Annotated in this window: 18 protein-coding genes and 2 pseudogenes; 17 read left to right on the top strand and 3 right to left on the bottom strand. The window is 46.2% G+C overall.

All coding sequences use genetic code 11. The features are described from left to right. Positions 1-23: 23 nt before the first annotated feature. The 6 genes from glgD to NLX78_RS19760 all read left to right on the top strand — a co-directional run bounded on the left by glgD (position 24) and on the right by NLX78_RS19760 (position 9,788). Positions 24-1,127 carry a glucose-1-phosphate adenylyltransferase subunit GlgD gene (gene glgD, locus NLX78_RS19785; protein ID WP_061830347.1) on the top strand — a complete coding sequence of 368 codons (1,104 nt, stop codon included), beginning with the start codon at positions 24-26 and terminating at the stop codon, positions 1,125-1,127. Positions 1,128-1,172: 45 nt separating this feature from the next. After that, positions 1,173-3,626, top strand: coding sequence for a glycogen/starch/alpha-glucan phosphorylase (locus NLX78_RS19780; protein WP_254351343.1), 2,454 nt, complete (start codon positions 1,173-1,175; stop codon positions 3,624-3,626). 190 nt (positions 3,627-3,816) lie between these two features. Then, positions 3,817-4,368, top strand: coding sequence for a DUF2062 domain-containing protein (locus NLX78_RS19775; RefSeq protein WP_061830376.1), 552 nt, complete (start codon positions 3,817-3,819; stop codon positions 4,366-4,368). A 190-nt stretch (positions 4,369-4,558) separates the two neighbouring features. Beyond that, complete coding sequence (locus tag NLX78_RS19770) at positions 4,559-5,575, top strand: hypothetical protein (protein WP_250261539.1); 1,017 nt, start codon at positions 4,559-4,561, stop codon at positions 5,573-5,575. A gap of 157 nt (positions 5,576-5,732) precedes the next feature. Beyond that, positions 5,733-8,408, top strand: a complete 2,676-nt coding sequence (locus NLX78_RS19765; protein WP_254351342.1) for a YhgE/Pip domain-containing protein — start codon at positions 5,733-5,735, stop codon at positions 8,406-8,408. A 405-nt stretch (positions 8,409-8,813) separates the two neighbouring features. Beyond that, positions 8,814-9,788, top strand: a complete 975-nt coding sequence (locus tag NLX78_RS19760; protein ID WP_023988341.1) for an aldo/keto reductase — start codon at positions 8,814-8,816, stop codon at positions 9,786-9,788. Positions 9,789-9,974: 186 nt separating this feature from the next. On the opposite strand, the pseudogene NLX78_RS19755 reads toward NLX78_RS19760, so the two are convergent. Next, positions 9,975-10,169 (bottom strand): annotated as a pseudogene (locus NLX78_RS19755) (multidrug resistance efflux transporter family protein); the annotation flags it as partial. A gap of 133 nt (positions 10,170-10,302) precedes the next feature. Between NLX78_RS19755 and NLX78_RS19750 the strand changes: the two are divergent. Next, positions 10,303-11,490 carry a GTP-binding protein gene (locus tag NLX78_RS19750; protein WP_254351341.1) on the top strand — a complete coding sequence of 396 codons (1,188 nt, stop codon included), beginning with the start codon at positions 10,303-10,305 and terminating at the stop codon, positions 11,488-11,490. 5 nt (positions 11,491-11,495) lie between these two features. Here the strand turns inward: NLX78_RS19750 and NLX78_RS19745 are convergent. Continuing rightward, a pseudogene (locus NLX78_RS19745) lies at positions 11,496-12,319 on the bottom strand (LysR family transcriptional regulator substrate-binding protein). 167 nt (positions 12,320-12,486) lie between these two features. Between NLX78_RS19745 and NLX78_RS19740 the strand changes: the two are divergent. The 5 genes from NLX78_RS19740 to NLX78_RS19720 all read left to right on the top strand — a co-directional run bounded on the left by NLX78_RS19740 (position 12,487) and on the right by NLX78_RS19720 (position 16,741). Next, the gene (locus NLX78_RS19740) at positions 12,487-12,816 is read left to right on the top strand and encodes an antibiotic biosynthesis monooxygenase family protein (RefSeq protein WP_250268162.1); all 330 of its coding nucleotides are present in this window, start codon (positions 12,487-12,489) and stop codon (positions 12,814-12,816) included. Positions 12,817-13,051: 235 nt separating this feature from the next. Next, positions 13,052-14,071, top strand: a complete 1,020-nt coding sequence (locus NLX78_RS19735) for an ATP-binding cassette domain-containing protein (protein WP_250268163.1) — start codon at positions 13,052-13,054, stop codon at positions 14,069-14,071. Then, a complete protein-coding gene (locus NLX78_RS19730; RefSeq protein ID WP_061830363.1) occupies positions 14,068-14,883 on the top strand; it encodes an ABC transporter permease in 816 nt (271 codons plus the stop codon). Before NLX78_RS19735 ends, NLX78_RS19730 begins: the two co-directional genes overlap by 4 nt. A gap of 62 nt (positions 14,884-14,945) precedes the next feature. Then, positions 14,946-15,620 carry a response regulator transcription factor gene (locus NLX78_RS19725; RefSeq protein ID WP_254351340.1) on the top strand — a complete coding sequence of 225 codons (675 nt, stop codon included), beginning with the start codon at positions 14,946-14,948 and terminating at the stop codon, positions 15,618-15,620. Then, positions 15,617-16,741: a sensor histidine kinase gene (locus NLX78_RS19720; protein WP_254351339.1), complete on the top strand. Its 1,125-nt coding sequence runs from the start codon at positions 15,617-15,619 to the stop codon at positions 16,739-16,741. The genes NLX78_RS19725 and NLX78_RS19720 overlap by 4 nt, the downstream gene beginning before the upstream one ends. Positions 16,742-16,828: 87 nt before the next feature. On the opposite strand, the gene NLX78_RS19715 is transcribed toward NLX78_RS19720, so the two are convergent. After that, complete coding sequence (locus tag NLX78_RS19715; RefSeq protein ID WP_061830366.1) at positions 16,829-17,698, bottom strand: DUF421 domain-containing protein; 870 nt, start codon at positions 17,696-17,698, stop codon at positions 16,829-16,831. 271 nt (positions 17,699-17,969) lie between these two features. Between NLX78_RS19715 and NLX78_RS19710 the strand changes: the two genes are divergently transcribed. From NLX78_RS19710 to NLX78_RS19690, 5 genes are all read left to right on the top strand, one after another. Continuing rightward, a complete protein-coding gene (locus tag NLX78_RS19710) occupies positions 17,970-18,239 on the top strand; it encodes a glutaredoxin family protein (RefSeq protein WP_013310066.1) in 270 nt (89 codons plus the stop codon). 41 nt (positions 18,240-18,280) lie between these two features. After that, positions 18,281-19,621, top strand: coding sequence for an LLM class flavin-dependent oxidoreductase (locus NLX78_RS19705; RefSeq protein ID WP_013310067.1), 1,341 nt, complete (start codon positions 18,281-18,283; stop codon positions 19,619-19,621). A 17-nt stretch (positions 19,622-19,638) separates the two neighbouring features. After that, positions 19,639-20,169 (top strand): NADPH-dependent FMN reductase, encoded by a 531-nt coding sequence (gene ssuE, locus NLX78_RS19700; RefSeq protein WP_029519116.1) that lies wholly within the window; start codon positions 19,639-19,641, stop codon positions 20,167-20,169. A 108-nt stretch (positions 20,170-20,277) separates the two neighbouring features. Next, the gene (locus NLX78_RS19695; protein ID WP_165175481.1) at positions 20,278-21,168 is read left to right on the top strand and encodes a LysR family transcriptional regulator; all 891 of its coding nucleotides are present in this window, start codon (positions 20,278-20,280) and stop codon (positions 21,166-21,168) included. Positions 21,169-21,328: 160 nt separating this feature from the next. After that, positions 21,329-22,180, top strand: a complete 852-nt coding sequence (locus tag NLX78_RS19690; protein WP_028542376.1) for a transporter substrate-binding domain-containing protein — start codon at positions 21,329-21,331, stop codon at positions 22,178-22,180. Positions 22,181-22,215: the final 35 nt, after the last annotated feature.

The following is a 22,215-nucleotide window of genomic DNA, read 5'->3' as shown; positions in this document are numbered from 1 at the left end:
CCCGGATAAGGACGGTGTCTGCTATGAGCCGACTCATTGGAGTTATCAACCTGGATCACGAACTGGATCAGTTGAAGGAGTTGACCTATTTCCGGTGCGGGGCCGCAGTTCCCTTTGCCAGTCGATATCGGCTCATTGATTTTACCTTATCCAACATGATGCATGCAGGGGTGCATGATATTGCACTGTTTATCCGCCGCAAATACCGTTCGCTGCTGGATCATCTGGGTGAAGGTCGGCCTTGGGATTTAGACCGCAGACGGGGCGGGTTGTTTATTTTGCCACCGGACTGGAATGATCCGACGGATGCATCACGTGGAGATTTGCAGCATGTGCACAACAATCTGGATTTTTTTCATCGCTCATCGGGGCAAACCCTTGTTCACGCAGGAACTCAGCATGTCAATAAGGTTGATATCGAGGATGTATACCGTTATCATCGGGAGAAAAATGCAGATGTTACCCTCGTATATAAACCCATAGACCAGCTCGAATCTGAGCATGCTCCTTGTGCACGACTGGAGATTGATGAGAACGGACGGGTGACTGGTATTCATCAGGAGCAGGATCATCATAATATTTATCTGGAAATGTTCGTGATGGACAAAGGCTTGTATCTGGATCAGGTGAAGCATTGCATAGCCCATCAGGATAATCATTTCTTTCGCGATGCCATCCAGAAAAACCCAAGTGGGCTGCGCATTTATGCGTATCGTTATGAAGGTTATCATGCAGTCATTAATTCTATCGAGAGCTACTATAAAAATAGCATGAAGCTGCTGGATCAGCAGCAGTATCAAGCACTGTTTCAGAATCAGCCGGTGCACACCAAAATCAAGTATGAAGCCCCGACTCGTTATACGCACAGCGCCGAGGTGGATCATTCGCTTGTTGCTAATGGCTGCACCATTGGGGGCAAGGTCGAGAACAGTATTCTTTTCCGTGGAGTGCAGGTGGAGGAGGGCGCGCGGGTAAGCAACTCGATTATTATGCAAAAATGTGTTATCCGTAAAGGGGCAGTTGTGGAGAATGTGGTTTTAGATAAAGATGTACAGCTTTCACCAGATCGAACTCTGATTGGAGACATTAGAGTTCCCTATGTCATTGCCAAGAATAGCGTAATTTAAAGGATATACTTAGCCATTAAAACGGAAATAACAGGAGGTACAACTTTGTTCAGCAATAAAGAAGCTTTTAAGCAGGCTTTTCGAGAGCAACTGGTCGGAAGGCTGGGCAAACCGATGCAGGAGGCTCAGTCGGAAGACGTATATAAGGTTTTGGGTGGCATGATTCGTGAACAAGTCGGCAAGAATTGGGCAGAAACGAACCAAGCCTACAAAGAAGGACAAGAGAAGCAGATTTATTATTTTTCACTGGAATTTTTGATAGGTCGTCTACTGGGCAGTAATCTGCTTAATTTGGGCGTACTGGATATGGTACGGCAGGCATTGGGTGAACTGGGCTGGGATCTGGAGGAAATTGAAGAACAGGAGGCTGACGCGGGGTTAGGCAATGGTGGTCTCGGCCGTCTGGCGGCTTGCTTCATGGACTCGCTGGCATCCCTTGGCTATGCAGGACATGGCTGCGGCATCCGATATAAATATGGTCTGTTTGAACAGCGTATTGTGGATGGCAATCAGGTTGAACTGCCGGATTACTGGTTACAGAAAGGGAATGTCTGGGAGGAACGCCGTCCTGACAAAAAGGTCGAGGTTCATTTTTGGGGAAGAGTGGAAACCCGTGAACAGGAGGGACGTCTTGTATTCGAGACACAGGATGCCGAAACAGTCTGGGCTGTCCCTTACGATATTCCGCTGGTGGGCTATGGTCATGCGCAGGTGAATACGCTGCGGATTTGGAGTGCGGAATCAGCGCTTGATCCTGTTCGAGGACCGATTCGAGGCGAGGGCGGTTATTACCGCTTTCTCGACTACAATCGATCGGTGGAATCCATCTCGGCATTTCTATATCCGGATGACTCCAATTATGAGGGAAAGCTGCTTCGCTTGAAGCAGCAGTATTTCCTGTGCTCGGCCGGATTGCAAAGTATTTTGCGTACGTTTGAGAAGCTTCGTTTACCTTATAGCCAGTTGCCCGATAAAATAGCACTGCACATTAACGATACACATCCGACGCTGGTTATACCGGAACTGATGCGTATTCTGATAGACGTGAAGGGCTTGGGGTGGGACGATGCATGGGATATTACGACGCGAACCGTTTCTTATACGAATCATACGATATTAAGTGAGGCGCTGGAACAATGGCCTGTCAATATGGTACGGGAGCTACTTCCTCGTATTTCCTTGATCATTGAAGAAATTAACAAACGTTATTGCGCTATGCTACTGGAGCGTTACCCGGGTCAGGACATCAAAATTGGTGAAATGGCGATTATTCACGGTGAACAAATCCGTATGGCTCACTTGGCAATCGTCGGCAGCTACAGCGTTAATGGGGTAGCTGCGCTGCATACGCAAATATTAAAGGAACGAGAGATGAAGTCGTTTCACGAGCTGTACCCTGACCGTTTTAATAATAAAACAAACGGGATTGCCCATCGCCGCTGGCTAATACATGCCAACCCGGAGCTGGCAAGCTTGTACGATGAGACCATCGGTACACGTTGGAGGACCCGTCCAAGGGAGCTCATCGACCTGCTTCGTTACAGTGGGGACGAGTCGTTCAAAGAACGGATACAGGCGATTAAGCGAAATAATAAAGTCAGGCTCGCTGAGCATGTTTTTGCAAAACAGGGCGTGCGGCTGGATACGTCCTCCATTTTTGATGTACAGGTCAAACGGTTGCATGGTTATAAGCGACAGCTGCTCAACATTTTGCATGTGATGCATTTATACAGTCAGCTTAAAAGTAATCCTGGCCTGGATGTGACGCCACGCACGTTTGTTTTTGGAGCCAAAGCCGCCCCCGGTTATTTTCTCGCCAAACAGACGATCAAGCTCATTAACAACGTGGCGGACACGATCAATCGGGATGTAGATGTCAAGGACAAGCTGAAAGTCGTTTTCCTTGAAAATTATTCGGTCTCGCTAGCGGAGCTGATTATTCCTGCGGCGGATGTCAGTGAGCAGATTTCCACGGCAGGCAAGGAAGCCTCAGGCACAGGGAACATGAAATTTATGATGAACGGTGCGCTCACAATAGGTACATTGGACGGAGCCAATGTTGAAATGCATGAAATGGTAGGCGATGCCAACATGTTCATTTTTGGATTGAAGGTGGATCAGATCGAGGCATATTACCGAGACGGCCAGTATTCGGCGCGCAAAACAGCCAACAGTGACGAAAGACTGCGTGAAGTGTTGGATCAACTCGTGAACGATGCTCCTTTTACGCGGCATGAACGGGAATTTGAGGCCATTTATCAATCCCTGATTGATCATAATGATGAATACTTTGTGCTCAAGGACTTCGCATCCTATGTGGATACACAGGTTCACATTGAACAAGTGTATCGGAATCCCTCGGAGTGGACTCGGCGTGTTATTGTGAACATGGCCCATTCCGGGAAATTTTCTAGTGATTGTACGATTCAGCAGTATGCAACTGAGATTTGGGACATTGTACCTCTCCAAAACGATGTCAACAAGCGAATTCTGTCCTAAAACGGCGAAACAGGCGGAATAACATTGCTTTTCGAACGCTGAGGGTTATAATGACAGTATAGACATAAGTAAGGATGGGAGCTGTATTGACTCATTCCTGAACTTGAATAGTACTGTTGAAGGAGTCCTCCTATTGATAAAGCTCAATCCGAAAAGGCTCAAACCTCATAAATCGAAGAAGAAATATAATATGTTTCAAAATATATGGCGTGCGATTCGGCTCAATTTCATCAAGCTGTTGCGCGCCCCTGGTGGAGTTAAAAAGATTTCTTTGGGCTTCGCCATTGGCTTTGCGTTGGAGATGATCGTGATTTCCACGGCTTCTCTGGTATACCTTGTTTTTTATCCGATTGTTCGTCTCTCTGGCGGCTCGCTGCCTGCGGCCATTGTGGGTAACGTTGTAGGTAAGCTGACCTTTTTGCCAATTGTACTGATGCCATTCGCCAAGCAAGTGGGAGCTTGGATTTATCCAACTCATTATCCGGTACATGTCAGGGGTGGACGACTTCACGAGCATTCTTTTATGGAGCTGTTTCACGGCAACTGGTCTGTATTCAGAGACTTGCTGCACGGAGGCTTGCACATCCTGATCGGCATGTCGATTTTCGGTGTGGTGCTGGGCATTATCTCGTATTTTGTCATACAGGTTCTGTATAATCGTTCGCTGCACAAACGGTTGGAAAAGCGGAAGTTGCGTCATGGTGCAGCATTTTCGGCGGCCAGACTGCTGAAGAATGGATAATGTAGTGAATGAGAAGCTCCTTGAGCCTAAAAATTAGGCTTGAGGGGCTTCTTTTGGTTTGGGATTTCTGGATGAGGCTTGAAGAGCGATTAGAGTAGGTAGCAACTTTTTACTTTTGTGACACGTCTAAGGGATATGTGTGCTTTAATAATTAAAGAATTTTTTGTAGACAACAGGAGGAATGGACTGAATGAAAAAATGGAGTTCTGTCACTGTAACTGCGGCGGCAATATCAATACTTTTAGGATCGGCGCCAATGGCATTGGCACAGCAGCCCGCTGCTGACAAAGTTCAAACCGCACAAACCACTGTTAAACTGGATCAGACTGTCACCAAACGATTAACGGATGTGTTGAACAAATTGGCCGGGAAGCAAACGATAGAGTTTACAAGTGTCGAGACTGCTTTTGATTCACGGATTATAAACGGAACTTTGCGCGGCACAGCTAATGCTGATTTTATCCAAAATTATGATTCCAAAAAAGGAATCGTGCAGTCCACCAGCATCATCTATGATTCCGCTGATATGAACAAAGTTATGGATCATAACCTGCGAAGCAAGGTTGCATCTTTCCTGAAATCATTCGATACCGATAAAGTTTTTAAAACGGAGGCCATCTGGCGCGTATATTCCCCGGTAGACGAAGTAGGACTCCAAAATTATTGGGTGCTGTGGGGGAATGATCAAAGCATTTATATTGATCTTGATCATGGAAATCAAATAACAGCCAGCTTTATGTATTCGCTCAAAGACTTTAAAGCTGCCTTAACCAACAAAGCGAACCGTTCGCTTAAAACACTTGGTATGGCTACAATCAAGCCGTTTGAATACGTGCTTCGTCAGCAGGAAGGTAAGGATACTGTCTGGAACTTCCGGGACGATGGTGGATCAAACAACGTACTGATTGGTGTAAAAACCGGTAAAGTATGGGCCGTAAAAAGTGAGTATGGTATGGACTGGGATGGAGATAAGGGCTTTGCCAAAGCATTTGCCAAGCCAAGGCTCAGCAAAACCCAGGCACTTGCAGCCGCCAAGTCGAAAGTACAATCCCTTTTTGGAATTAACCTGAAAGGATACACCGTAAAAATGAAGGATAACGAGTATACGTTCTCCCAAAAAGGCGGGGTTACTGTTGTGGGAAAAATCAATAAAAAAGGAGCATTTTATTCCCTAGAGGCTATGCCCGCGAATGGAGTTCGAAATTAAGCAGATTGATTTTATTGAAAAGCGTATGATCTCTATAAGTGTCATGCGCTTTTTACATATTCTGTAACAGGATTAGCTTCATTCGCTCGAATCGTTTACAATACGTGTGCATACAACAATGGACGACAGGTTAATGTACATACGAGGAGTGATGAAGTTGCGGAAGATATGGCAAATCTACTTAACAGACTGGAGAAATGTATTCAAAGTATCGACCGGGACTTTATTAGTCATTGGCATCATTCTTTTGCCTTCCGTCTATGCATGGGTGAATTTGAAAGCGATGTGGGATCCGTATGCGAATACATCTGGGATTAAAATTGCAGTAACCAGCCAAGATCAGGGTGCAGAAGTGAATGGTAAAAAGATTAATATCGGCGATGAGGTTTTGCATAACCTTCAAAATAACAAGAAGCTGGGTTGGACTTTTGTCAATGAAGCGGAAGCACGAAAAGGTGTGTTGAATGGTGATTATTATGCCAGCCTGCTGATCCCGAAAGATTTTTCAGAGAAAATTACGAGTGTGCTGACGGAAAATCCGCAAAAGCCGGAAATTGATTACGCCGTAAATGAAAAAATTAATGCAGTAGCTCCGAAAATTACATCTTCGGGGGCAACCTCTCTGACGAACCAGATTAGCCAAAACTTTATTGAAACTGCCAGCCAGGCCGTATTGACGAAGTTGAAGGAAGCCGGAGTCAGGCTGGAGGAGGAGCTCCCGACGATTCGTAACATTGAGAACCGGGTGTTGGAGCTGAATAATCGATTGCCGGATATCGAAAGGTTGGGCAAACAGGCATTGGAACTGGAGCAAAATTTGCCGAAAATAAAGGCACAGGGACAAAAGATCATTGCATTGAAGGAGAAAATTCCTGAAATTAACCGTGCCGGTGACCTGGTGCTCAAAATTGATAAAAACATGCCTGAGCTGGACAAGGTAGCCACTGTTATTTTGGATATCCAAAAAAGAATACCTGATATTCAAAAGGCCGGTGATCGAATTGTTGAACTGGATCAAAATTTCAGCAAGGTAGAAAGCGCACTGGCCACCGCCCTAGAGGACACGCAAACGGCCCTTAAGGTCATTAATGCTGCTCAGAAAGCACTGCCAGAAGTACAGAAAATAGCGGACACAGGCAAAGACTTTACAACCGGTTTACTTGAATTTCTGGACAAAAATGAGGGTGCGCTTGATTCGATTGGTACAATAGTTAAAGAAGACTTACAGCTGGTACAACAAATCGCGAATGAAGTTTCTCAGATTACAGACATCATTCGTGGTGTGGATTTTGATCCTAAAGCAGCACAAGCTGCGGTGAATCGTGTCAGCGGTAGGCTGACAACTGCCGTGGGGGTGCTGGATCATATTTCTCAATTGCTGAACCGTGTGAACGGATACTTGCCAAGTCAACCTCTGGATTCACTTATTTCCCGTGTGAGCGGGGTGGAGGATCGTTTCCGTCGTCTGAATAGCACAGTAACTAGCATCGGGGATGCCATTCAGCGCGGTGAAAAGCCTGCGCAAAATCTGCTGGATGACACTGATCGCCTGGCAGGAGAAATCAGTAGCGGAATTGACAGCATTTTGGGCAATTATGATACGGAGTATGCACCCGCCATTCAAAAGGCGCTGGATCAGATCAAATCCGTTGCCCGCAATTCTGCCAATGTGCTGACTACAGCTCAAGAGCAGCTACCGAATATTGAAAAGCTATTAAATGACGCACAGGCTGCAGCAGAATTCGGTCAGCAAGAGCTAACACGTCTCCAGCAGGATCTGCCACAATACCGTCAAAAACTGCATGAAGCGGCGACGACGATTCAGGGACGTATGGGCGAGTTTACGAATGCTGTGAACAAAGCGGCAGACTTCGTAAATAACGATTTGCCGGCGGTTAAAAATAAAATTCATCAGGCAGCAGATTTTGTGCGTAATGATTTGCCCAAAGCGGAACAACAGTTTGTCAAAATGGCTGATTTAATTGAAAATAAATTTCCTGAAGCTGAAAAAGCGGTACACCAAGTAGCCAATTTTGTAAGGACCGATCTTCCAGCTGCCGAGGATTCCATACGCCAGGCTGCAGACACAATTCGCAAGCTTAAGGGCGAAAATGCACTCGGACGCGCTATTGCATTGCTCAAGGGAGATGTGAAAAAGGAAAGTGATTTTCTCGGCAGTCCGGTATCGTTGAAGCAGGAACGGATATACCCAATCCCCAACTATGGTTCGGCGATGTCACCTTTTTACACTACATTGTCGATTTGGGTGGGTGCGATGCTACTGGTCTCGATGTTCAGGGTAGATGTGGATGACTCGGAAGGACAATTTAAAAGCTACCAAGTGTATTTCGGACGGCTTATGACATTCTCCACGATTGGTATTTTTCAGGCGCTGAGCGTATCTCTCGGAGACTTGTTCCTGCTCGGGGCGTATGTGGATGCCAAAGTAGCTTTTGTACTGTCCTCTATGCTGATCAGTCTGGTGTTTACGGCGATGACCTATACACTAGTTTCTGTGTTCGGCAATATCGGCAAGGGACTGGCAGTCATCCTACTGGTGCTTCAATTCTCCAGTTCAGGAGGGACATTCCCGATTGCGACGAGTACACCGTTCTTTCAGGCGCTGAATCCGTTTGTACCATTCACCTATGCGGTTAGTCTGTTACGAGAGACAGTAGGAGGGATGTTGCCTTCAACGGTGACACGGGATGTGGTGATGCTGTTTGTATTTATCGGTGTTTGCTTCCTGTTTGGATTGGTGTTTAAGAAGCCGCTCAGCAAGCATACGAAAAAAATGGCCGAGCGAGCAAAAGAAACGAAATTGATTCCTTGATTGTAAAAAAAAGAATGAGTTACGGTGGTTGAAGTGAGCCGCTCCGCGAAGGATTTGATCTTACGATCGCTGTTGCCACGGGATTCTTTGGATTAGATAGGATATGACAAGGTAAGAATCCCGTGGCAAAGGCGAACGCTTCGCTTCTCCAGATTCAAATTCTCCGCTCCGCTGGTAACCACCGTAAAGTCACTTCTTTTAATATTTGGGGGTAGTATAAGGGGGATGGCCTCGCGCTTGCTGCTTTTGCGGTGCGTGGGGCTTTTTTGCATGCGTTATCCAAGCTTTAAATTGCATTCGGGGTTGTTTCAATGTGGTTTGTTCTGGTGAATAAACTGAGTATGGTCTTTTTTGGCATGTCACTTTGCGGAATTTTAAAATCCTTAGACAAAGGCGGGAGATAGTATGGAGTATTCATACTTAGGAAAGTCAGGCTTGAAGGTTAGTCGGTTATGTCTGGGCACGATGAATTTCGGACCGGAAACCGAAGAAAAGGATGCGTTTAAAATTATGGATGCCGCACTGGATGCAGGCATTAACTTTTTTGATACAGCTAATGTATATGGCCATGATCGTAAAGGTTGGACAGAGGAAATTATCGGACGTTGGTTCCAGCAGGGCGGCGGAAGACGCGAGAAAGTCGTGTTGGCAACGAAGGTATACGGAGATATGAAAAATGAACATGACGGACCCAATGCAGGATCAGGCTTGTCTGCTTACAAAATTCGCCGTCATTTGGACGCGTCGCTGAAACGTCTTCAAACCGACCATGTAGAGCTATATCAAATGCATCACATTGACCGTAATGTGTCATGGGATGAACTATGGGGCGTATTCGAGTCCGTGGTGGATCGCGGACAGGTTGATTATATCGGTTCTAGTAATTTTGCAGGCTGGCATATTGCGGTGGCGCAGGCCGAAGCGAAGGCACGACGTTTTCTGGGGCTTGTATCCGAGCAGCATTTGTACAATCTGAACGAACGTTCCGCTGAGCTTGAAGTATTACCGGCAGCTCAGGAGCTGGGTCTGGGTGTGATTCCATGGAGCCCGCTGGCGGGCGGACTGCTGGGACGGAATGCGTTAGCAGGTACTGGTTCTCGCAGCGCACGCGCCAAAGAAAAGGTGGAGCAGAATCGTGCGAAGCTGGAGCAATTTGCAGCATTGTCCCGCGAACTGGGTGAAAAAGAAGACGTGATTGCACTGGCTTGGGTACTGTCCCATCCGGCCGTAACGGCTCCAATTATTGGACCACGGACCTTAGAACAGTTAGAGGATGCTCTACGGGTACCTGAGGTCAAATTGAGCGAAGATGTGCTTGCCAAGCTGAATGAGATTTTCCCCGGTCCGGGAAAACCTGCGCCAGAAGCCTACGCTTGGTAATCATACTTCGTACTCGTCATAAAGCATTATTCTTTGTGAGAAATAATCGGCAAAAAGCAGCAGATCAGGAGCTTCCTCTTTGATCTGCTGCTTTTTTTCTGGTGCCTGATCCACACTTGAACGACCATGGCAAGAATAAATATACGCTAAACGGGATCTATTTTTTTAGATATTATTTGCTGAGTGGATCACCCCTGAAAACACAGCCACCAAGGCGGACTGTACCGTCTGTTCCTTATTTGGCATTCCCACGCTGAAAACTCCATATACAGAAAACAATAACCAGAAGGGGAAGCTGGCTAATGTCATCCCGAGCACACGTTGATAGGCATCCAATCGTCCCGCACAGGCTTCCATCATTTTACGATTATTTAATGGATAGATTATTCATTTCAAGAGTTTCTCCACAGTTGACAAGGCAAAAGGGATGCTGTATATTACTGAAAGTTGATGTTAATAGTAATTATTACGATTTAAAAGAATGAAATCTAATATTCAAGGGAGCGTACCAGCGATGAATAAGAAACCAATACCGGTAACCGTGTTGAGCGGATATTTGGGTGCAGGAAAAACAACGATTTTGAATCATGTATTAAACAATCGGGACGGAATGAAAGTGGCAGTCATCGTCAACGACATGAGTGAAGTGAATATAGATGCTGAGCTGGTTAAAAAAGAGGGCGGCTTGTCCAGAACAGAAGAAAAACTGGTCCAGTTGTCTAATGGTTGTATTTGCTGCACATTGCGTGAAGATTTATTACTGGAGGTCAAGAAGCTGACGGAACAAGGCGAGTTTGATTATATTTTAATCGAATCTACAGGCATCAGTGAGCCCGTGCCAATCGCTCAAACCTTTACGTACGCCGATGAAGAAACTGGCATTGATTTGGCTTCGCTGGCAAAACTGGATTGCATGGTGACCGTAGTTGATGCGAACCGTTTCTGGCATGATTTTGAATCAGGAGAAACGCTACTGGATCGTAGGCAGGCTACTGGTGAAGACGACATGCGTGATATCTCGGACTTGCTGATTGACCAGATTGAAACCTGTGATGTATTGATTCTGAATAAGTGCGATCTGGTTCAGCCTGTGGAGCTAGACAAGCTGGAGGGTGTGCTGCGGAGATTACAGCCTGAAGCCCGAATCATTCGAACTTCTAAGGGAAAGGTCGCTCCTTCGGACATTTTGAATACAGGGCTGTTCAATTTTGACAAGGCTAGTCAATCCGCTGGATGGATTCGGGAGCTAGAGCTTGAAAGCCATGCACCGGAAACAGACGAATATGGGATCAATTCCTTTGTATATCGCCGTAGAAGACCATTTCATCCTGCGAGATTGGCTGAATTTATGAGCTACTGGCCGGAGGAGGTCGTTCGCGCCAAAGGTTTGGCCTGGATTGCAACCCCGCAGGATTGGGCAGCGAGTATTAGCCAGGCAGGACCATCTATTCAATTTGGCCCTGCGGGAAGCTGGCTTGCTTCGTTATCTGAAGAAGAACGGCAGGAGATCGTGGCAGCCGATCCTGAGGCTCTGGACCATTGGGATGAACAATGGGGCGACCGCATGAACGAAATCGTCATGATAGGTATCGGAATGAATCGACCGGACTTGGAAGAAGAGCTAGATGAATGCCTACTGAACGATAACGAAATGGATATGGACTGGTCCAGTTTTGAGAATCCGCTTCCTTGGCCGACATGATGAAGCTAGTTGATCCATTCAGTAATAAAGTCCATACATTTTTTAGCGGCTGGAGAAACATTTTTTAAGGAAGCGGTAGCGATACCGATAGTACGGGAATGCCTTTCGTCCAAAGGTCGAATAGAGATGTCGTAAGGAATGTGAGACAGGATCATTTCAGGAAGAATACTCACGCCTAGGCCATTCTGCACCATAGCCATAATCGCATGGTCATCTTCTAATTCATATTTGATTTTAGGTGACATATTATGCTGTGAAAAAATATTTCTTACATCCGTGTCACAGCCTGCAACAGGCATAATGAAAGGCTCATCTCTGAGCTGTTCTACTCGAATTGAGGCTTGCTTTCCAAGAATATGATCGGAAGGAAGTAGACAAAGCATGCTTTCTTCTTTTAATGGCAATGCCTCTAATGCGTCTAACGTGGGTAGGTTCACAAAGCCGAAATCAGCTTCCCCACTGACTATCCAGCTCTCAATTTCATGGTAGTTCCCATCGAGCAGTTTTATCTCAATAAGAGGAAACTGCTCATTGAATTTTTTTAGAATACGGGGCAGCCAATGAATAGAGACGCTTGAAAATGTGCCGATCTTTACGGTTCCGATTTCCAATCCTTTAATTAAAGCTACCTCTTGGTAGAGCTTTTCGTCCATTTGTACAATCTCTCTAAATCGCTTCATTAATCTTTCCCCGTTATTGGTCAATCGGATGCCTGAACGACCTCGGATCAGAAGAGTCAGCCCTAGTTCATGTCCAATCCAGAGATCGCATGGCTGATTGCTGATTGTGTAAGATTTAAAACTTCCCCGGCCTTTGTGAAACCTCCCATTTCAACTACGCAAAGAAAAATTTTATATTTAAACAAATTCGTGTTCACTCCTATTTTTTATGAAATATATTCATGTATCATATCTGATATATTCATTTTTTTATTTAATATTTATGATTATAATCAAATTAAAGAAAGGTTATTTAATTTTGTTTTAGGAGGGTCATATGAATTCAATTGCTAAAACTCCTCGTCCGCCCTATTATGCGGCTATCTTTACTTCTGAACGTACGGAAGGAGATAGCGGGTACGGAGTAATGGGAGACAAAATGGTGGAACTGGCTGCCCAACAGCCAGGTTTTCTAGGTGTGGAAAGTGTTCGTGACCACAATGGAGTAGGCATTACAGTTTCCTATTGGGAGTCTCTGGACGCTATAAAAAATTGGAAACATAACGAGCTGCACAAGGTAGCGCAGGAAAAAGGGAAATCCGAGTGGTATAAAACATTTGGTTTAAGAGTGAGCAAGGTAGAACGAGATTATTTTTTTACAGTGTAAATAGGTTCAATATCCAAGTTAGTGCTTAGCATGAAGCCGAATCTTGAAATAAAGGTTTTCCATTATTCATTAAAAGGACATCCATGAGATGAAGCCAAAGAAGTCCCATATAGGGACTTCTTTGGCTTCTCTGTCAGAAAGAAATTATCATCAATTTTGGAAACCGTAAACGGTTCTATTCATATTCAGTTCATAAACGTGGGTTATCCTCTCTATAGAAACCGTATAGGAGGATATGAATGTGGATTATACAGACAGAAAAGAGACCTTGGCCATTGAAGCAAGGGGACTCGTTAAAGCTTTTGGTGATAAGCATGCAGTTGACGGTGTCGATTTGAATGTACGTGCTGGCACGATCTACGGGGTGCTCGGTCCTAATGGAGCAGGCAAAACGACTACCATCCGAATGCTGTCAACATTATTGCGACCTGATAGGGGATCGGCCCGTATCTTCGGGCACGATGCAGTAAAGGAACCGCAGGTTGTGCGTCAATTGATCGGGGTGACAGGCCAGTACGCATCGGTCGATGAGTCGCTTAGCGCTACCGAGAACCTGATCATCTTCTCCAGGCTACTTGGACTGGGACGTGCCGAGGCGCGTCATAAGGCAGCGGAGCTGCTGGAGGAATTTGGCTTGGCCGAAGCGGCCAAACGACCGCTAAAGCATTTCTCGGGAGGTATGCGCCGCCGGCTGGATTTGGCCGCAAGTCTCATTGCCAAGCCGCCGCTAATCTTCTTGGATGAGCCGACCACCGGATTAGACCCGCGCACGCGTGTCCAGATGTGGGACACGATCCGGCGTCTGGTCAAGACCGGTTCCACCGTACTGCTCACAACCCAGTACCTCGACGAGGCGGATCAACTTGCTGACCGAATCGCGGTGATCGATCATGGTCGGGTAGTCGCTGAGGGTACGGTGGATGAACTGAAAGCGGCAGTAGGAGCGTCGACTCTGCAACTCAAAGTGCAAAATCAACAGGACATTGAGAGAGCTGTTCAGATCGTTGAACAGGTGCTTTCAGTCAAGTCCAGCGTGTCAATGGAAGCTGGAAAGATTATTTCTCCGATGGCCAATGCAGATCGGGTAACGGACCTGCTGATTGCCCTCCGTACTGGAGAGATTCGCCTAGCAGAGATGAGTGTGCAAAAGCCGACGCTTGACGAGGTGTTTTTGTCCATCACTGGTCATGGAGCACAAGTAAACAAGCAGCAGACGTCCCAAGGAGCGCATGCTATGGAGGGGGCGAGAGCATGAAGAGTACTACTGTTATGACAGGTACTGATCGCACATTGAAGAAGTCTGTGAGTTTCAGGCAAGCGTTCTCCAATTCTATGACGATGGCCTACCGAGGCATTCTGAAGATCCGGCATACTCCCGAGCAATTGTTTGATGTCACGCTCCAGCCGATCATTTTTACCCTTATGTTTACCTATATCTTTGGCGGCGCCATCTCAGGAGACGTGCAGCATTATTTGCCGGTTATTATTCCAGGCATCCTCGTGCAGACTGTGATCTCGACCTCCGTCGTTACCGGCGTCCAACTACGTGAGGATATGGACAAAGGAGTGTTCGACAGGTTCAAGTCACTCCCAATCGCACGTATTGCGCCTTTGGCTGGAGCTCTTCTAGCTGACAGTATCCGGTATACTATTGCAACTGTACTTACCTTCGCCATGGGGTATATTTTGGGGTATCAGCCAGGGGGAGGACTGCTGAGTGTAGCTATCGCCGCGCTTCTGGTCATTGTGTGTTCCTGGGCAGTCAGCTGGATTTTTGCCTTCTTTGGCGTGATTGCCCGCACTGCTTCTAGTGTACAGGGCATCTCCATGATTGTTCTGTTTCCGCTCACTTTTGTTTCCAACGCATTTGTGCCTGTCGGCACAATGCCTGGTTGGCTGCAGTGGTTTGTGAACGCCAACCCGATTTCACATCTTGTGAACGCAGTCAGAGAGCTTGCGAATACGGGAACGATTGGCGGGGAACTGGCGATCTCCCTACTTGGCGCTACAGTCATTGTAGCGATCTTCGCGCCGCTTACGGTGCGTGCTTATATGCGTAAAGCATAAGATGGCAGTCTTCTTGACGAGGACGAGAGATTTAAGGCAGAGTTAGTTAGGGGGGGATTGAAATGACGCGTGTATTGGTCGTTGATGATGATCCGCATATTCGTGAACTGGTCGGACACTTTTTGAGAATGGAAGGTCTGGAGGTAGTCGAGGCGGTGGATGGTTTGGACGCGATGCGCATTTTTGATCAAATCAAGGTCGATTTGCTTGTTCTTGATATCATGATGCCGGGAATGGATGGTTGGGAGCTGTGTCGTAAGCTGCGAGAGCAAACCGACCTGCCGCTGCTTATGCTTACAGCTAAAGGCGAGACGTCACAGATCGTGAAAGGTTTCGCGCTCGGAACTGACGACTATCTTGTCAAGCCATTCGACCCCATGGTGCTCGTCGCACGTGTGAAGGCTTTATTAAAACGTTATCGTATCATGGCTTCAAAATCAGTAACTGTCGGAGATCTTGTCCTGCGCAGCGATACATTTGAGTGTCGGGCTGGAGAGAAGGAGATTACCCTGCCGCTCAAGGAATTTGAGCTGCTCTTCAAGCTGGCCAGCTATCCTGGCAAAACCTTTACCCGCGACCAGCTGATCGAACAGATCTGGGGTTATGATTATGAGGGAGACGAAAGAACGGTTGATGTCCATATCAAACGCCTTCGGGAACGATTTCCGGAGGCAAGCCACTCCTTCCGGATCAGTACGATCCGGGGATTGGGTTATCGGCTGGAGGTACGGCAATGAAGAGGGAACCGGGGTTACTCCATATTCTTGCGAGAGTCCTGCTGGTAGTATTGGTGCTATATCTTAGCTGGGCTGCCGCGTACTTTATTATGGAGGCGATCTATTCGCACATGTCATGGGCTCCCCATGGTTTGTTCGTCTTTCTTATGAATACGACGCTAGGCTTTTTCTTCTTCGGTATTATCAGTATGACGGTAAGGCGTTTCTTCCAGCCTAGAGAACAGCACGCTTTTACCGAAATGATCGATGCTTTAAAACATATTTCGCAAGGAGACTTTCACATTAACCTGGATTGGGACCTCGGCGGGCGGAACGGAAAACATCGGAGGCCGCATCCTTATGTACAGTTGGTGGACAGTATCAATGATATGGCTGCAAATTTAAAGGCTATGGAAAAGCTGCGGGAGGAGTTTATATCGAACGTATCCCATGAAATCGGCTCACCGCTGACCTCGATAATCGGATTCGCCAAAGCGCTCAAGGACGAGAATCTGAATCGTGAGCAGCGAGATCGGTATTTGACGATCATCGAGACGGAGTGTATTCGTCTATCCAAGCTAAGCGATAATCTCATGAAGTTGGCGATTCTGGATTCGGAGCGGCATCCGTTTCGTCCGTCCCTTTATCGGCTGGACAAGCAGCTGATTTCGCTTATTCTCGCCTGCGAACCGCAATGGGAGGCTAAAAAAATCGAGATGACTGTTGAGGTGGGTATAGTTGAGGTCAATGCAGACGAGGATCTGATGGGCCAGGTTTGGGTGAATCTTCTTCACAATGCCATTAAATTTACACCGCAGGGTGGAAGCATATCTGTTTCTCTTTCAAGTAACGGTGATCAGGCGGTTATCTGCATTGCGGATACGGGACAGGGCATCAACGACCAGGATCAGCAGCGAATTTTTGAACGATTTTATAAAGCAGACCAGTCACGGGCCCGAACTGCAGGAGGCAGCGGCTTGGGACTGTCCATTGCTTATAAAATAACAGAGATGCATACTGGCTCTATCTCTGTATCCAGCAAGGTGGGAGAAGGAACGGTATTTACAGTTATGCTGCCGCTGCGCCAGAAAGTAATGGAAGGCAGCAGCAACTGTGAAATGTACACCGGCACAGTAAGTTAAAAAGGAGCGTCTTCTAAGCCATAAACGGCTGAAGGACGCTCCTTTTTAGTTCCCATGCTTCTACTCTTATGGCATATGCGTATGTGCTTAGGACTTAGATGTATTTACCGGCTGCATCTCCTGTATAGCTTCTTTCAAGCTTTGTGAGCATTGCTCATATAGCTGTTTTCTTTGTTGCTCGCTGGAACCAGATGCGAGTTTTTGCAACTCCGTTGTGCATTGTTCCAGCAAAGTCAGCACGGCTTGATTCGAATCCTGCACCTTGCTTAGCTGTACATTATCACTATATTGGTCAATGTACAGTTCCCCTTGTGGGTCCACCTGTGCGAAAAACACATCTTTGACCGTTAGGCTCTTTTCCTTTAGCTTGGCATCCAGCCATTGTTGAGTAATCCCCATATATGCCATTTGTTGCTCCATAAGTTGCCCATCCATAATAATGGCTGTTGGTTCCTTCTCCGGTAATTGCTGTATATTGAGATCTTTAAGCGTCACGGCCTGCTTGTCTTTGATCGGCAGTACGTTGATCGCACCACTGGTCTCCATAATGGCAAATTCCACGTCTGCCACCTTGAATACATTTTTACTCCGCAGCTGCTCCATGAGCTCATCTAGCGTTAGCCTTTCCTTTTTCATATTATCCTCTAAAATTTTGCCGTCTTTGATCAGGATTGTCGTCTTTCCATCTGTTATATCTCTGATTTTCTTGCTTTTAATTTGCAAAAATTCAATGCCAAGTGTTGTCAGTACCCATACTGACAAGGCTATGAGGCCTAGGTACCAGGTGGATTCACGCTCCATAGGAATGGTAGCAGCCAGGTTACCTATCGTGATTCCTGTTATATATTCGAACAAGGAAAGCTGGGATACCTGACGTTTTCCAAGAATTTTGGTGATTAAAAATAATATAGCGACAGCCATTAATGTGCGTATAGCAACCTCGGCCCAATCCTGCATTTGCTCAACCTCATTTCATTTCGCCACAAGGGCGCTACTATTCCAAGGATATCCGCGTCAAGGCACATTTAAACTCCAATTCCCCTAAATTTTAATAACCAAGCTGCCAATAAGCGATGAAATACGATATAAAATTAAAATTTTCTATCGATGAATTATCATTCTCTATTGAACAAACGATTGACGGAAAGGAGGGGGGAGGATACATTATAAATATAATTCTTATTTAATTCATCGGAATTATAAACATTAAGCTCACGGAGGTATGTATATGTCGTCCAAACCTAAAGTTGTATTGTGGAGCAAAACCGGCTGTCATTTTTGTGGAGAGATCAAATCGTACCTGGAATCCCAAAATCAGCCGTATGAAAATATCCAAGTGGACGGAAATGATGCGCTGCGTGACGTGCTGGAGACCAAATATGGTATTCGTTATGTCCCTGTCGTCGAGGTAGGCGGCGATAACAAATATGAAGCACTGCTCAACCCAAATCTGGAAGAGTTGGGTAAAGTGCTGGAAAGTTACAATCAAGTGGTATAAGCCGACGGGAAATCATTATTTTCAAGAGAGGTGGAAGAGTTATGGCTAAGAATAGACAAATTAAATTTGGTGCGATTATTCACGGTGTTGGGGGAAGCATGACGACTTGGCGTCACCCTGAAGTACCTGCGGATGCGAGTGTTAACTTTGAATTTTATAAAACGCAGGCGCAAAAGGCAGAGGAAGGGAAGTTTGACCTCGTATTTATCGCAGATGGCCTGTTCATTAACGAAAAATCCATTCCCCACTTTCTGAACCGTTTTGAACCAATTACGATTTTGTCCGCTTTGGCTGGGGTGACGAAGCATATCGGACTGGTCGGCACACTGTCGACTTCCTATAGCGAACCGTTCACGGTAGCACGCCAGTTTTCTTCCATTGATCATATAAGCGGAGGTCGTGCAGGCTGGAATGTGGTGACTTCCCCGCTGGAAGGCTCTGCCCTTAACTTTAGTAAAGGCGAGCACCCGTCGCATCCGCAGCGCTATAAAATTGCAGAGGAATATTTACAGGTTACCAAAGGACTGTGGGACTCGTGGGAAGAGGATGCGTTCGTTCGTGATAAGGAAGCCGGCGTATTTTTTGATCCTGAAAAGCTGCATACATTGAATCATAAAGGCGAGTTTTTCTCTGTGCAGGGTCCGCTGAACATTGGACGATCCAAGCAGGGACAGCCGGTTATTTTCCAGGCAGGTTCCTCGGAGGATGGCAAAAACCTGGCCGCCAAGGAAGCGGATGCTGTATTTACAGGACATGAAACGTTAGAGGAAGCGCAGCAGTTTTATCGTGATGTGAAAGAACGTGCGGTACGTTATGGTAGATCCGAAGAGGATATTGTCATTTTGCCGGGCATTTCGCCGATTATTGGCAGCACGACGGAGGAAGCAGAACGTAAGTATGAAGAGATCACGAATCTGGTGACGATTGAGGCTGCGTTAAAATATTTGGGACGTTTCTTCGATCATCATGATTTCTCACAATATCCGCTGGATGAGCCATTCCCTGAGCTTGATGGTATTGGCAGCAATGCGTTCCGCAGCGGTACAGATAAAATTAAACGAGTAGCCAAGGAACAAAATTTGACCTTACGCGAGGTTGCATTGCGTTCAGCTACACCGAGAACCTCTTTTATCGGAACCGCTGAGCAAGTAGCGGATCGAGTGCAGGAGTGGTTCGAAAGAAAAGGGGCAGACGGATTCATTATTGGTTCTGATGTGCCATCGGGTCTGCATGACTTCGTCAATCTGGTTGTGCCTATTTTGCAGGAACGCGGTATTTACCGTCAGGATTATGAATTTAGCACACTACGTGAAAACCTGGGCGTGCCTATTCCTGAGAACCGCTATACAGCAGCCAGATCCAAAGTGAAGGTTGACGCATAACAGAAGGAGGGAAAAATATGTCCAAGGTTGTCATCCTATCAGGCAGTCCGTCTACACAATCCCGTTTATACGGCTTGATTAACTATACAACGGAGCAGTTGCAGCAGGCTGGAGCGGAGGTCACATTACTGAATGTGGTCGACTTGCCAGCGGAGGATCTGGTCACAGCTAACTTTAACAGCCCCGACGTCACAGCATCACTTGCATTGATTGCAGCAGCGGATGCCGTTATTGTGGCTTCTCCAGTCTATAAGGCGTCCTATTCAGGGCTATTGAAAATATTCCTGGATTTGGTTCCGCAGGAGGGGCTAAGAGGGAAACCAGTCTTGCCTTTATTTATCGGAGGTACACTGGCTCACCTGCTGGTCATTGACTATGCCTTGAAGCCGGTTATTAATGCACTGGGCGGAAGACATATTCTTGGCGGGGTGTATGCAGTGGATCAGTGGGTCGAACGTCTGCCAGATGGAGCATACGGGTTGTCGGAAGAATTGGTTGCACGGTTGGAACGTTCTGTTAAAGAACTAAATGAGCTATTAAAATTATAGATATTTTCAATATTTCCATTGACAGGTCGTTCAGTGAGTTTTATGATACAAAAAAACCAAGTTAACTTATTGGATAAATGTATATAAAACTTACTGGGGGACTTGCGTATGAATATCGAGAATATGGAAGCCTTTGTATACGTGAATCATTATGGGAGCTTTAATAAGGCTGCAGAAGCCTTGTTCTTGTCCCAGCCCTCTGTTACAGCCCGGATTCAGACGCTAGAGCGCGAGCTAGAATGCAAGTTGTTCGACCGCCAAAGCAAGCAAACGGTTCTGACGGAGGATGGACGAAAGTTTCTTCCTTATGCGGAGCAGATGCTTCAGGTGCTGCAAAAAGGGAAACAAAAGCTCCAACAGCGTAAGAAAGCCCCTCAGCAAATTCGAATTGGTTGCACGATATCGGTGTCGAACTACATCATTCCTGAAATATTAAAGCAGCTTCGTGCCCGTTATCCAGAGGTTAACTACAAAATTGTGACGGCTACGACGGATCAACTGGTACATAAACTGTTGAACCGTGAGGTAGACATTAGTTTTGTGCGTAAAGTGATGCATCCGGCTATCCGTACGCTTGCTTTTTATGAAGATCCGATTTCCCTGTATGTATACGACGGCCATCCGTTTATGAAGACAGGAAAGGCCAGCATACAGGATATTCAACGTGAAACACTGGTGTTTTTTGAATGCGGATCATTAGATTGGATGAGAATTCATCGCGCTTTTGAATCACTGGAGCAACCACCGGACATTGCTTTTCAGGTAGACAATGTGGTCACGGCCAAAAAGCTGGTATTGGAGAAAGCGGGTATTGCCTTTTTGCCGGATGTCTGTGTGAACCGTGAAGTAAAAGATCAGAAACTGTTCCGTATCCATGTTCCAGAGGTAGCTGGGGTGTCGATGCAGATTAGCATAATAGCGACCAAAGAAGACTGTGCAGTGACCTCGGATTTTGCAGATGCACTGACAGAAGGCTTCCGGGGTGCTGTTTTGTTATAGAAAAGTTCTATGGCTTGATGGATTGACGTATTGGTTTCCAGGTGTTAAATTAATCACATCCTAAAACCGATTAAACTTATAGGAATTATTAATTATTGGATGTTGTAGCTACCATGTATGTCGCAAACTGCTGATATACAAAGAGATGAGGGGGATTCATATGAAAAAGTGGTTTGCAATATTGTCTGTTATGGCAATCATCCTGGTGCTGGCAGGCTGCGGCTCCTCAGATAACGCGTCTAGCGCGTCAGGTTCAAGCGGAGACGTGAAGAAAATTATCGTAGGCACAGGTACACAATTCAAAAATGTATGCTTTATTGACGAAAACGGAAATTTAACAGGTTTTGATGTGGAGCTGATTAAGGAGCTGGACAAGCGCCTACCTCAATACGAATTTGAATTCAAAACGATGGACTTTGGAAATTTGCTGCTAAGTCTCGATGCCGGCAAGATTGATCTGGTATCGCATCAAATGGAAAAAAACCCGGAGCGCGAGGCCAAGTATCTGTTCAACAAAAATCCGTATAGCATTTTTCTGAACAGAGTCGCTGTAGCGAAGGATAACAATACCATTCATTCAATTGATGATTTGAAAGGGAAAAAGGTACTCACCAGTCCAACCAGTAATGCGGCGTATGTGCTGAAAGAGTATAACAAAACCCACGGAGATGCCCTGAATATCGTTTATACGAGTGGTGCAGCCAATGATACGGTACAGCAAATTACGAGCGGCCGTATAGATGCTACCGTTACGACAGACTTTGCGAACCGTTTTAACACCGATGAAAAAGGAGAAGTAGCTCTGAAAACCGTTGGTGATCCTTTGACTCAATCGGATGTACTGTATGTACTGAACAAAAATGAGCAAGGGTTGGCGGATGACCTCGACAAAGCCATTCAGGAAGTGAAGGACGACGGTACGCTGTCGAAGCTGAGCATTAAATGGCTTGGAGAGGATTTCACTAAGTCTCTGGAAGATGTGAAAAAAGAAGGTAGCAGCAGTAAGAAGTAAGGATAGACTTGGACATTTCAGCGGTCAGGGTACTC

The sequence above is a fragment of the Paenibacillus sp. Lou8.1 genome, from assembly GCF_024213565.1.
Lineage (GTDB): Bacteria > Bacillota > Bacilli > Paenibacillales > Paenibacillaceae > Paenibacillus > Paenibacillus polymyxa_B.
This window is presented reverse-complemented; position numbering and strand designations above follow the sequence as displayed.

What these genes read in the sequence shown, in the direction of transcription:
- NLX78_RS19720 (WP_254351339.1), top strand. Translation starts at nt 15,617, where the DNA reads ATGAAGAGGGAACCGGGGTTACTCCATATTCTTGCGAGAGTCCTGCTG.
- NLX78_RS19705 (WP_013310067.1), top strand. Translation starts at nt 18,281, where the DNA reads ATGGCTAAGAATAGACAAATTAAATTTGGTGCGATTATTCACGGTGTT.
- NLX78_RS19775 (WP_061830376.1), top strand. Translation starts at nt 3,817, where the DNA reads ATGTTTCAAAATATATGGCGTGCGATTCGGCTCAATTTCATCAAGCTG.
- NLX78_RS19735 (WP_250268163.1), top strand. Translation starts at nt 13,052, where the DNA reads ATGAATGTGGATTATACAGACAGAAAAGAGACCTTGGCCATTGAAGCA.
- glgD (WP_061830347.1), top strand. Translation starts at nt 24, where the DNA reads ATGAGCCGACTCATTGGAGTTATCAACCTGGATCACGAACTGGATCAG.
- NLX78_RS19760 (WP_023988341.1), top strand. Translation starts at nt 8,814, where the DNA reads ATGGAGTATTCATACTTAGGAAAGTCAGGCTTGAAGGTTAGTCGGTTA.
- NLX78_RS19770 (WP_250261539.1), top strand. Translation starts at nt 4,559, where the DNA reads ATGAAAAAATGGAGTTCTGTCACTGTAACTGCGGCGGCAATATCAATA.
- NLX78_RS19730 (WP_061830363.1), top strand. Translation starts at nt 14,068, where the DNA reads ATGAAGAGTACTACTGTTATGACAGGTACTGATCGCACATTGAAGAAG.
- NLX78_RS19715 (WP_061830366.1), bottom strand. Translation starts at nt 17,698, where the DNA reads ATGCAGGATTGGGCCGAGGTTGCTATACGCACATTAATGGCTGTCGCT.
- ssuE (WP_029519116.1), top strand. Translation starts at nt 19,639, where the DNA reads ATGTCCAAGGTTGTCATCCTATCAGGCAGTCCGTCTACACAATCCCGT.
- NLX78_RS19750 (WP_254351341.1), top strand. Translation starts at nt 10,303, where the DNA reads ATGAATAAGAAACCAATACCGGTAACCGTGTTGAGCGGATATTTGGGT.
- NLX78_RS19725 (WP_254351340.1), top strand. Translation starts at nt 14,946, where the DNA reads ATGACGCGTGTATTGGTCGTTGATGATGATCCGCATATTCGTGAACTG.
- NLX78_RS19740 (WP_250268162.1), top strand. Translation starts at nt 12,487, where the DNA reads ATGAATTCAATTGCTAAAACTCCTCGTCCGCCCTATTATGCGGCTATC.
- NLX78_RS19690 (WP_028542376.1), top strand. Translation starts at nt 21,329, where the DNA reads ATGAAAAAGTGGTTTGCAATATTGTCTGTTATGGCAATCATCCTGGTG.
- NLX78_RS19710 (WP_013310066.1), top strand. Translation starts at nt 17,970, where the DNA reads ATGTCGTCCAAACCTAAAGTTGTATTGTGGAGCAAAACCGGCTGTCAT.
- NLX78_RS19695 (WP_165175481.1), top strand. Translation starts at nt 20,278, where the DNA reads ATGAATATCGAGAATATGGAAGCCTTTGTATACGTGAATCATTATGGG.